A 9,795-nucleotide genomic window follows, 5' to 3' on the forward strand; every position below is an offset into this window, starting at 1 on the left:
CAAGATCAACGCACTCTAAATCCTGAAGAGCCTTCAAAGGGCTGAGCGGTTCAGACTGCTGCTTGGAGTCTAGGCCAACGACTATAGCGCTGGGCATTGACCAAAAAACGCCAGCGTATCAACGCTCGATGATCGAGCGTGCTTACGATAAAAGTGACGTACGAATAGGTTGACAAAACGTGAACTTAAAACGAATAATAGGTTGAGCGACTTGATCGTCGGCGGAAGCCTTGCTATCAATAGGTTTACACCCGAGCAAGCAGAGAGGTGGGGAATATGAATATTCGTACACTGCAGGCAATGGTCGACGAAACGGACCTTGCCAGTCTCCGCTGGTTTGGTTCCTCTCGCTTTGGCGGTTGCCCGTGGAGATGCTCGGTTTTCGGGTTTGATCTTCGATCGCTGCATTTCCATCAATAGCAGGATATATTTTTCCGATATTGATAATCGTCTTATATTGGGCAGGCTTTCTAATCGGGGCCGATGCGAGCTGGGGATAGGTGCCGAACTGGCGGGTTCGCGTCTTCCGGTATTGGCGTTTGAGGCCTTTGAAGAATGCCGTATTGCCGACGGAGACAAGTTGAGATTTAGGCTGGATCAGCGCGAGGATCTAATCCAACTACACGTTTCCGGTGGCCACGCCAGTGTACCTTGGGATGTAGACCGCCTGAAATGCGTTCTCCGGCTCGCATTTTTGAATGAGTATGTCTTCTAGAAAGGGGAGAACGTTGTTTGAAGTAGTTGAAGCGGGATTTCGGTTTGGAGGTCCAGCTGGGGGGGGTGAGTGGCTGTTTCGGGGCGTGAGCTTTGCCATCGAAGCCGGCGCAGTCGTGGCGCTGATGGGTCCTTCAGGCTGCGGTAAGACGACATTGCTTCACGGTCTTTCCGGTATCGGCCATCTATCTGAGGGGCAAGGTGTGTTGGATGGAATCCAGATATCAAATCTACCTCAAAGAAAAGTGCGGAAAAACTTGAGGGAATCAGTCTCGATGATCTTTCAAGATCATCTGCTAATCCCTGGCTTGAGCCTGCTCGAAAACGTAGAGCTTTCCTGGTCAATGGCGGGTAGGCCAAGTGGGGCGTTGCCCGGTGAGATGCTGGACCGTTTGGCGGTAGGGGGAGAGAGGAATTCATTGCCCGAAGCGGTGTCGGGTGGGCAGGCGCAGCGAGCTGCAATTGCGCGCGCCCTCGCCGCTGAGCCCAGAATTCTGTTCGCGGATGAGCCGACGGGAAGTTTGGATGAAGGAAACGCAAGCCGGGCCATAAAGGAAATTACGGAACGAGTGCGGTCTAGCCAGGCTCATGGGTTGATAGTGACCCACGATGCGGCCATCGCGGATCTTTGCGACCGAACGATTCTGCTGGGTGGCGGGTCGATCAATGGCTGATGTCAGAGGTGGTCGGTCAATATCGGTAAAAATCATGCTGTCCTATCTGCGTGCGTCTTTGGGATCGAATGTTGTCGCCGTGGTGGCCATCGGCTTCTCCATGGGTGTTCTTGCGGCCGTCATCAATGTTCGAAGTGCGCTCTTGGGCACCGATGTCGGTGATGCTATTACCGTCAATTTGGCATTGAATGTGGCGATTTCCTGGACGATTGCCTCGATTTTTTGTGTGCCGCAAATAGTGGGACGTGCTTTTACGAAGTTCGACTATTTTATCAGCTGTCTGCAGGTCGTGGGCTGGTCCGCGCGCCGGTACTCGCTCATGCTCATTGGGCAACTGCTGATGATCGTTACTTTTTCGATTGTGTTGTCGTATCCCATAGCAGCGGTTTTTCAGCGTTTGGTGATGATGATTCATCGCCGAGACTCTGATGACCTCTTGTATCCGGCAAGGTTTTTTGAGCCTATAGCGCTCAGTTCAATCCTTGTCGCTGCGCTGATCGGTAGCTTTAGCGTCATTATCGTCGGCGTAATGGTGTTTCTCGGTTATGCACGGCGGCAGAAGGTCCAGGGGTCGGGCGTGAAACCCGTGCGGGTCACGCTCATCGGCACCGGGTGCTTGCGCTGGGGTGATTCCGTTGCGGTGCTGCCGATCGTGCTTTTGATCATGGCGGCCCGCGCCGGAGCTCAAGCTGGCCTGTTCGTCATCCTGGGGATGGTCTTCGCATTGTTCTGGCTGTGCAGTCGATCGATCCTGTACATCGTCAGGGGTTTTGAAAAGATGACTGCTCGATGGGCCGGCAGCTATCCTGCAGTGGCTGTCTTGGGCGCATTTTCGGCGGAGCTCCACGCTGCTACGAAGTCCATCGCGTTGCCTCTGGCCTACGTGTTCGGTATTCCCGCCATCGTTCTGTCGGTCTCCCACACGGAGGCTTACGCGCTGAATCAGACGGGGGGAGGCATTCAAAACTGGGACTTTCTGGTGATGCTGGGCTTGCCCTTGTTCTTCGTAGGCACACTGTCGCTTACATCGTTTCTGATGGCTGCGGACCAGGTTTCCATTACATCCGACCGGCTACGGAAGATCGGGTTTCCGGAAGCTCGGATTTGCCTGGTTCGGTTCGCGGGCGTTCCACTTCTATTCGTGGGTATTGGGCTAGTGCTAGCGGCTATTTTTGCGGTTTTCAGCTCGATGGTCCATGTCGCCATCCTCGGTTCGTCCGCAAATTATGCCATCGAGGGGCTGTCGCTTTCGGTGTCGCTGACTTTGGCTGCGGCTATCTTCTGCTCCTTCATCGTGTGCGGAGCCGGATATCTGGCGTGGGGAGCTTTCCGCGCAAAAGCGGTGTCACGATCACTCGTGCAGCACTGAGTTTGGTGCCGGTCGGCTCGTGCGGTGCACGATGAGCACCAACCTCCGCTAACCCACCACCCCGGCCTTGCGCATCTGACCCAGCCGCGACCGCAGCCTCGCCGGGCGCTGCGCCGGGTGCGCCCCGGATTTGCCCGTGCGGGCCACGTGATCGGAGCCGAAGGCCGCCAGCAGCAGATCGTCGATGATGCGCACGTGGCCGGGCTGGAACCGGTAATTGAGCGCCGCCTCCACGGCGGCGACCCGCTCGGGCGCCACCAGTTCGCGCAGATCCCCGACCGTGGTCACCCCGTTGGCGTCGAGAAGCTCCTCCAACCAGGCGTAATGCTCCGACTTCGACCGCGGCACGGTGGGCAGCAGCAGCGTCAACAACCCCGGCAGCGTCTCCGCTCCGAACTCCACGGCATCGGCGGCGGCCCGATCGTCATCGGCCTCCCCGTTGACGGCACCCGCCGCACCCTCGCCGTGCTCCTCGTCGAGGATCGCCGCGACCTGGTCGAACTGCTGATCCGCCAGCTCGATCAAACCGGCCGCCAGCGCGAACGCGCGGTCGATGCGCGGGTCGACGACACCATCCGGCGACTTGTACCGGATGTCGTGCTCGAACTCCGCCCACGCATGCTGCAGGACGGTGCGCACCTGCACCTCGAACTGCTGGCCGCGGTACGGGGCCAAACCCGGGGGAGCGTTGTCCCCGACGCGGCACACCAGATGATGCGAGCCGTAGCCGAACTGGCCGGAAATCCGCGTCTCCGCCGTCTTGTCGATGGTCCGCAGCACCTCCAGCGAATCCCCCAGAACCGCCAGCACGGAGGGGATTTCGTTGGAGTGGTACGTGGTCACGCGCACGCCGACGAGGTCATGGATGTCATGCCACGGGTCGGGGTAGGCGAAGTCGCCGCCGTCGGTGCGCCGCATGGCCTTGAGCCGCAGCGACCGCCACGTCTTCACCCTGGCGGTGACGTTGTCGAAGGCCAGGCCGGCGTCGGACAGCAATTCACCGATGGCCGCCTCGAAGTCGTCCTGCGCCCGCGGATGCGCCGCCGTCCACTCGTCGTAGCGCGCGTGCAGCTCCCGCAACCGGGTGTTGCCCTTCGACTTCGCCTTCGGCTTCGATCTCGGCTTCGAAGTGGACACGGCCGCCGCCTACGCCTCCGGGTCCGCGACGAGCAGCGCCACCGGGAAGGTGCCGAACACCGACGCCACCGTCACCGTGCCGGACCACGCGTTGCCGGTGAAGCGGTCGGTCCAGATGCCCTCCGGCAGGGTGATGGTGGTGTCGCCCCAGCCGCCGTTGCGCTCCAGACCGATGAGGCGGCGCGTGACCAGGGTGATCACGTCCTGCGCACCGCCGACCGGGCCGCGCGCGTTGCCCACCAGGTACCGTTCGCCGGCGCCTTCGGCGAACACGGGCTGGTAGGTGCCGCCGACGAAGGACTCGGGTCGCTCGTTGCGCAGGGTCAGCGCATGGTGGGTGACCATGAGCTTGACGACGTCGCCGTCTTCGGGATCGACCTCTCCACGTCGGACCTTCTCGAGGGCCCGGGCGCGGGCGTCGTAATCGACGAAACGGCGATTGTCCGGGTCGACCAGGGCGTCCTCCAGGAACTCGGTGCCCTGGTAGGTGTCCGGGATGCCCGGAGACGTCAGCTGCAGCAGCTTGCGGCCCCAACTGGTCACGCGGGCGGCGGGGTCGATGGACTGGACGAACTCGGTGATGCGGTCGCGCAGCGGACCGTCGAGAAGCGCATCGATCCAGCGCAGGACCTGCAGCTCGAAGTCGGCGTTCTGCTCCGTCCACGTGGTGTGGATGCTCGCCTCGCGCATCGCCTTCTCCGCGTACGCGTGCAGGCGGGCGCGGAACTCCTCGGTGATCTCGCCGTCGGCCGGCCACACGCCGATGATGTTCTGCAGCAGGAAATAGCCCGTAGCCCCGTCCGGCGCCGGGGTGACCGCCGACCAGTCGCGGACATTCTCCGCCCAATCGCCGACGATGTCGGAAATCTGGATGATGCGGGCGCGGACGTCCTCGCCGCGCTTGGCGTCGTGCGTCGACAGCGCCGTCATGGTGCGCGGCCACAGGCGGGCGCGCTCGGACTGCAGCAGGTGGTACTCGGCCGCCGACATGCCGTACCGGCCCGGATCGCCGCCGACCTCGTTGAGGCTGATCAGACGGCAGGCGCGGTAGAACGTCGTGTCCTCCACGCCCTTGGCCATCACGGCGCCGCAGACCTGCGCGAACCGGGTGGCCGCCTCGCCCTGGGCGATGAGGCCCGCCGAAATCAGGTCCAGCGCGAACACGCGGGAGGGGAACCGGGCGACCATCTGCTGGATCACCGACGACGTCACGCGCGACAGCGACACGTAGTCGGCGCGGTAGACGGGCATCGCGGCGACGAGCTCGCAGATGGTGTCGATGAGCTCCTCTTCGGTGACGTTGTGGCCTCCGGTCGACCAGTTGTCGCGACGCAGGGCACGCGCCAGGCGACGCACCTCCGCCGCAAGCTCATGGGCGGCGACGTCGCGCTTCAGGGCCCGCTCGGCGGCGTGCACCGCCGACTTGTCCCACGTCGACCCCGACTCCTGCAGCGCCAACATGCTCATCGCGTCACGCGAATCGCGGTTCATGAACACGTTGTCGAACTCCCGCAGCGCGTCGTAGCCCGTGGTGCCGTCGACGTCCAGGCGGGGATCCAACGGCTCGGTGGGCCCGAGGATCTTCTCGATGACCAGCCACTTGTCGTCGCCAAGCAAACGGCGCAGCTCGGACAGATACCCGAACGGATCGGACAAACCGTCCGGATGGTCGATGCGCACGCCGTCGATGATGTCGGCCGCGATGAGCTCCCGGACGATGCGATGCGTGTGCTCGAACACCACCGGATTTTCCTGGCGGATGCCCGCCAGACCATTGACCGAGAAGAAGCGGCGGTAGCCGATGATGCCGTCGCGCCAGTACATCAGGCGGTACGACTGGCGATCGTGGATCTCCTGCGGAGTGCCCTCGTCGGTGCCGGGCTTCACCGGGTAGACGTGGTCGTAGTAGCGCAGCAGCGGCTCGTCGCCGGAGCGGTCGATCTCCAGCTTGTCGACGTCCTCCGGGGAGCCGAGCACCGGCAGGCCCATCTTGCCGCCGGCACCGTTGTCCTCGTGCCAGTCGATGTCGAAGTAGGGCTCGAACTGGGAGTCGCGGCCATTGGTCAGGACATCCCACCACCACTCGTTGAGCTGCGGATCCTCCACGCCCAGGTGATTGGGCACCAGGTCGATGATTATGCCCATGTTCGCCTTGTGCGCGGCCTCCGCCAGCGCCTGCAGGCCGGCCATGCCGCCGATTTCGGGATTGACGACGGTGGGATCGATGACGTCGTAGCCGTGGTTGGACTCCGGCACCGCCGCCAGGATCGGTGACAGGTACAGGTGGGAAATGCCCAATTCGGCCAGGTAGGGGACCTGCTCGACGGCGTCGGCGAACGTGAATGCCCGGCCTTCCGCATCCGCCTTGGGGCCCCGCAGCTGAAGTCGGTAGGTCGAGGTGATGGGGAGTCGGTTCATGGAACCTGGTCACGCGCCTTTCTGTGTCGGTTGCCCGGGTCGTCGGATGTTCGGGTCGCGCCCGGGCGGTCGGTCCCGCCGCACCGACCGGGCCCCGATCGTCCCCGGCCGCCGAAGCGTGGGCTCAGCGGGCGGGGACCCGGGGCCGTCCGGTGCGGCCGCCGGCACCATCGTAGTTGGAATCGGGCCTGCCCTGCCCGGCCGCCAGCAGCACCGCCGCCCGGTGGGTGGCATGGTCGCCCCGGCCCTCCTCGGGCGCGTGGACCGTCAGACGGTCGTCGCCCAGGGTGAACGCCAGCGGGGACACGGGGTCGTCGGCCGCCCGCCAGGACCGCGCCGCCCACAGGTAGGCGCGCGTCAGGTCGGCGTCGGCGGGCATGGCCAGCAGGTGCTCGACGGAGGCGGGGAAGTACACGGGCCGGGCGGCGAAGAGCCGACGCAGGTGGCCGTCGAGTTCGAGGAGGGAACTGACTTCGGCCAGCCAGCCGGTTGGGCGGGCGGCGGGGGAGCCGATCTGGATGCCCCGGCTCAGGTCGGATTCGTCGGCGCCGGTCACCGCGGCGGCGGGCCGGGCGGTGAGGTGGAGTTTGCCGTGGGCGATGTGGCGTTCCATCAGCACGCGGGCCGCCGCCTCGACGCAGTATCCGGGTTCGGTGACGACGCCGACCAACCCGCCGCCCGCGTCGCGCCAATCGACGTCTGCGGGGGCGGTGGTCAACCAGGTTGCGGGGCGAAGTTCGGGAACGGGCCTGTGCACGTGAAGACCTCCTGCAAGGGGGACGATGTCACGTGTTTGGACGCGCCGCAGCGCGGAACGGTTCCGTTTATTTTTCGCGGGGGTGATTCCGGGGGAGGCCGCCGTCGTCGGCGTCGCCCGGGCGCCGTCGTCGGCGTCGCCCGGGCGCCGTCCGGGCGTCGTCTAGAAGGGCGGTTCCTCCTCGAGGCCGAGGACGGTGAAAAGCTGCTTCTCGTCCCAGATCTCGATGTTCTGGCCCTGTTCCTTGTATTCGCGGGCCTTCTTTTCCTTGGAGGTCATCGAATCCCACGGGCCGGCGACGAGGATGGTGGTCTTCTTGGTCACGCCCTTGTTGATGTCGGCGCCCGCGTCGGCGATGAGCTCCCACAGCCGGCCCTTGTCGTAGGGCGCGAAATCGCCGGTGAGCGTCACCCGCTGCCCGTAGAGCAATCCGTTCGGGTCGGCGTCCTCGTTCTTGGCGGGGATGACGTCGGGGGCCTTGACGGCATCCCACTTCGCCCGGCGGTCCCGGGCGGCGCCGCCGGAGCGTCCCCGGCTTCCCGCGTGACGACGGCCCGCCCCCGCGCCACCGACCTGGGACCGCCCCGTGGTCCGCATCGGCACCAGGCGCGTGCCGAAGAGCATCCCCATTTCCATGCCCAGGTTCTCCGTGTACTTCACGGGGTTGAGCGTCGGTTCGTCGCCGGGGTGTTCCCGCATGAGCCACAGTGCGACTTCGGCGCACGCGACGGCGTCGTCGCAAGCGTCGTGATGCGCGAAGTCGGCGGCTCCGGCCTCGCGGGCCAACGTCGTCAAGCGGTAATTCTCCACCTGCAGCCCCACGCGCCGCGCCCACTCGTACGTGCAGGCGTAGGCGACGTCGGGGACGTCGATGCCCGCGGCCGCGCATCCGCGCTTCAGGGCCGTGAAATCGAACTTGGCGTTGTGGGCGACCACCGGCGTGCCGTCGACGAGGCGACCGAACTCCTCGGCGCGTTCGGAGAAGGTCGGCGCGGCGACCACATCGGCGGGCGTGATGCCGTGAACGGCGATGTTGGCCTCGTCGAAGTCCTCAAGGCCGGCCGGTGGCTTGCACGGCCACGAGTACGTGGCGGTGACCTTCCCGTCGCGCACGGCGGCGAGGCCGAACTGGATGACCGAGCCCTCGTCGGCGTTGGCGGTCTCGACGTCGAAGGCGAAGAAATCCGGGTCGGGGATGTCCCCGCCGAGCTTCGGCGCCGGGACGCCGGGGGAGTCGGTGGAACCGGTGGAGGCGGTGGCGTCGGTGGAGTTCGAGGCGCCGGTTGCCGCGACGGTGGCCGGCGCGACACCGGAGGCATCGTCGACGACGACCGCGTACTCGGAACCCTCGATCGCGCCGGCATCGAGATCCGGTCCGGCGCCGAACACGTCCATCAGAGCGCGCGCAGCCGCCAGAGTCGACGGCATCACCCGGGCGGAGGGCAGGTCGCCGCCGAAATCGATGCGGCCCGGGAGGATGCGCCCCGGTTCGGTCAGCGACGCCCCGCCGGCGGCGTCGGAAAGCGAAGCCGTGGCGCCGGAAACGTCGGTGCTGCGCGTCCGGGCGATGCGATGCACCGAAACGGTGGCCGGCGAACCCGGAGTGACGCGGACGACCGCGCCGGAGAGTCGGAAGTCGAGAACCTGCATGCCCACGAGCCTAGCGGCCGCCGCGGCCTGATCCCGCCGCCGCCGGAGGTGTGACGGGGGTAACGGTGTTGCACGTGTGTGATCCATGACTCACTATGGTTTGCGGAAGAAACGTTCACACATTTTCCGACCCTCAAATGTCCGTTCGGCAAGCGGGGTGTTCCGGGGTTACCCTGTTCACCGTCGCGAGCGACCGGGCACCCATCCGGCCATCGCAACCTCGGGAATATCCGAGCAACCTCGAGAAGAAAATCGACTGATCACCAGCCACGATCCCGCAAGGAGAGCACGCATGACCAACGCAGTCTCCACTCACCCCGGCACCATCCTGGACGAGCGTTTCCTCGAGCCCCGCGGCCTGAGCATCTACCGCCTGGCCGTCGCCATCGACGTGCCCAGCTCGACCCTCGAGCGATTCCGTTCCGGCCGCACGAACCTGACCGACGACCTCGCCCGCCGCCTGGGCGACTACTTCGGCACCGGCGCCGACTACTGGCACGAGCAGGCCGCCTAAACCGGTCCGGCCCCGAAGCCCGACAACCGAAGAAGACGAACACGCACCCGGGAGCGGAAGCAAAGAACTAACTCCGGTGCGAAACCGAAGAAGACGAACACCGGAGACGATCCGAAGCAGACCAACTCCGGAGTCGAGTCGAAGCAGACGAACTCCGACGACGAGAAGAGCCGAGCGGCGCACCCCGTGAAGGGATGCGTCGCTTCATGATTTTCGGGCGCGCCGTGGAGGAGGGGGTCCGCCGTGCTGCCGCACTCGCCTTCAGGACGCCCCTCCGCGCCTTCTGGCCGGCTCGGTTGACCGCAGTAGGCGCCTTCTGGCCGGCTCGGACCCAAACCACGGGGTCCAAACCACGGGGTCACCCAGGAACAGCCGTCCATCGACCACCTCATCCCTAAACCACGGGGTCCAAACCACGGGGTCGGTCGTTTTTCGGCTCCAAGCCACGGGGTCGCCATCGATCCCGTGGTTTAGACCCCGTGGTTTGGAGTGAGGGGGGTGGTCCCCGTGTTTTGGATCCCGTGGTTTGGGGGCTCTTCAGGATTTAGAGTGCGTTGATCTT

Annotated in this window: 7 protein-coding genes; 3 read left to right on the forward strand and 4 right to left on the reverse strand. The window is 64.9% G+C overall.

Going from position 1 to position 9,795, the window contains the following annotated elements:
* The first annotated feature begins 800 nt into the window (after positions 1-800).
* Together HMPREF3121_RS12240 and HMPREF3121_RS10005 are read left to right on the forward strand one after the other, a co-directional pair.
* Positions 801-1,388 carry an ATP-binding cassette domain-containing protein gene (locus tag HMPREF3121_RS12240; RefSeq protein WP_168161397.1) on the forward strand — a complete coding sequence of 196 codons (588 nt, stop codon included), beginning with the start codon at positions 801-803 and terminating at the stop codon, positions 1,386-1,388.
* Positions 1,381-2,757 carry a hypothetical protein gene (locus HMPREF3121_RS10005; protein ID WP_141743067.1) on the forward strand — a complete coding sequence of 459 codons (1,377 nt, stop codon included), beginning with the start codon at positions 1,381-1,383 and terminating at the stop codon, positions 2,755-2,757. The genes HMPREF3121_RS12240 and HMPREF3121_RS10005 overlap by 8 nt, the downstream gene beginning before the upstream one ends.
* Positions 2,758-2,805: 48 nt before the next feature.
* On the opposite strand, the gene HMPREF3121_RS10010 is transcribed toward HMPREF3121_RS10005, so the two are convergent.
* From HMPREF3121_RS10010 to HMPREF3121_RS10025, 4 genes are all read right to left on the reverse strand, one after another.
* A complete protein-coding gene (locus HMPREF3121_RS10010; protein WP_083291610.1) occupies positions 2,806-3,894 on the reverse strand; it encodes a GTP pyrophosphokinase in 1,089 nt (362 codons plus the stop codon).
* Positions 3,895-3,903: 9 nt separating this feature from the next.
* A complete protein-coding gene (gene treY / locus HMPREF3121_RS10015; RefSeq protein WP_070523020.1) occupies positions 3,904-6,312 on the reverse strand; it encodes a malto-oligosyltrehalose synthase in 2,409 nt (802 codons plus the stop codon).
* 124 nt (positions 6,313-6,436) lie between these two features.
* Entirely contained in the window at positions 6,437-7,069 is a 633-nt protein-coding gene (locus HMPREF3121_RS10020) for a hypothetical protein (protein ID WP_141743068.1), read from the reverse strand.
* Positions 7,070-7,231: 162 nt separating this feature from the next.
* On the reverse strand, positions 7,232-8,719 hold the full coding sequence (locus HMPREF3121_RS10025; protein WP_168161398.1) for a 3'-5' exonuclease: 1,488 nt from the start codon (positions 8,717-8,719) through the stop codon (positions 7,232-7,234).
* A gap of 292 nt (positions 8,720-9,011) precedes the next feature.
* On the opposite strand from HMPREF3121_RS10025, the gene HMPREF3121_RS10030 reads away from it, so the two are divergent.
* Entirely contained in the window at positions 9,012-9,233 is a 222-nt protein-coding gene (locus HMPREF3121_RS10030; RefSeq protein ID WP_070523029.1) for a HigA family addiction module antitoxin, read from the forward strand.
* Positions 9,234-9,795: the final 562 nt, after the last annotated feature.

The sequence above is a fragment of the Corynebacterium sp. HMSC11E11 genome (assembly GCF_001807025.1).
GTDB classification, from domain to species: Bacteria; Actinomycetota; Actinomycetes; order Mycobacteriales; family Mycobacteriaceae; genus Corynebacterium; species Corynebacterium freneyi.

What these genes read in the sequence shown, in the direction of transcription:
- HMPREF3121_RS10005 (WP_141743067.1), top strand. Translation starts at nt 1,381, where the DNA reads ATGGCTGATGTCAGAGGTGGTCGGTCAATATCGGTAAAAATCATGCTG.
- treY (WP_070523020.1), bottom strand. Translation starts at nt 6,312, where the DNA reads ATGAACCGACTCCCCATCACCTCGACCTACCGACTTCAGCTGCGGGGC.
- HMPREF3121_RS10025 (WP_168161398.1), bottom strand. Translation starts at nt 8,719, where the DNA reads ATGCAGGTTCTCGACTTCCGACTCTCCGGCGCGGTCGTCCGCGTCACT.
- HMPREF3121_RS10030 (WP_070523029.1), top strand. Translation starts at nt 9,012, where the DNA reads ATGACCAACGCAGTCTCCACTCACCCCGGCACCATCCTGGACGAGCGT.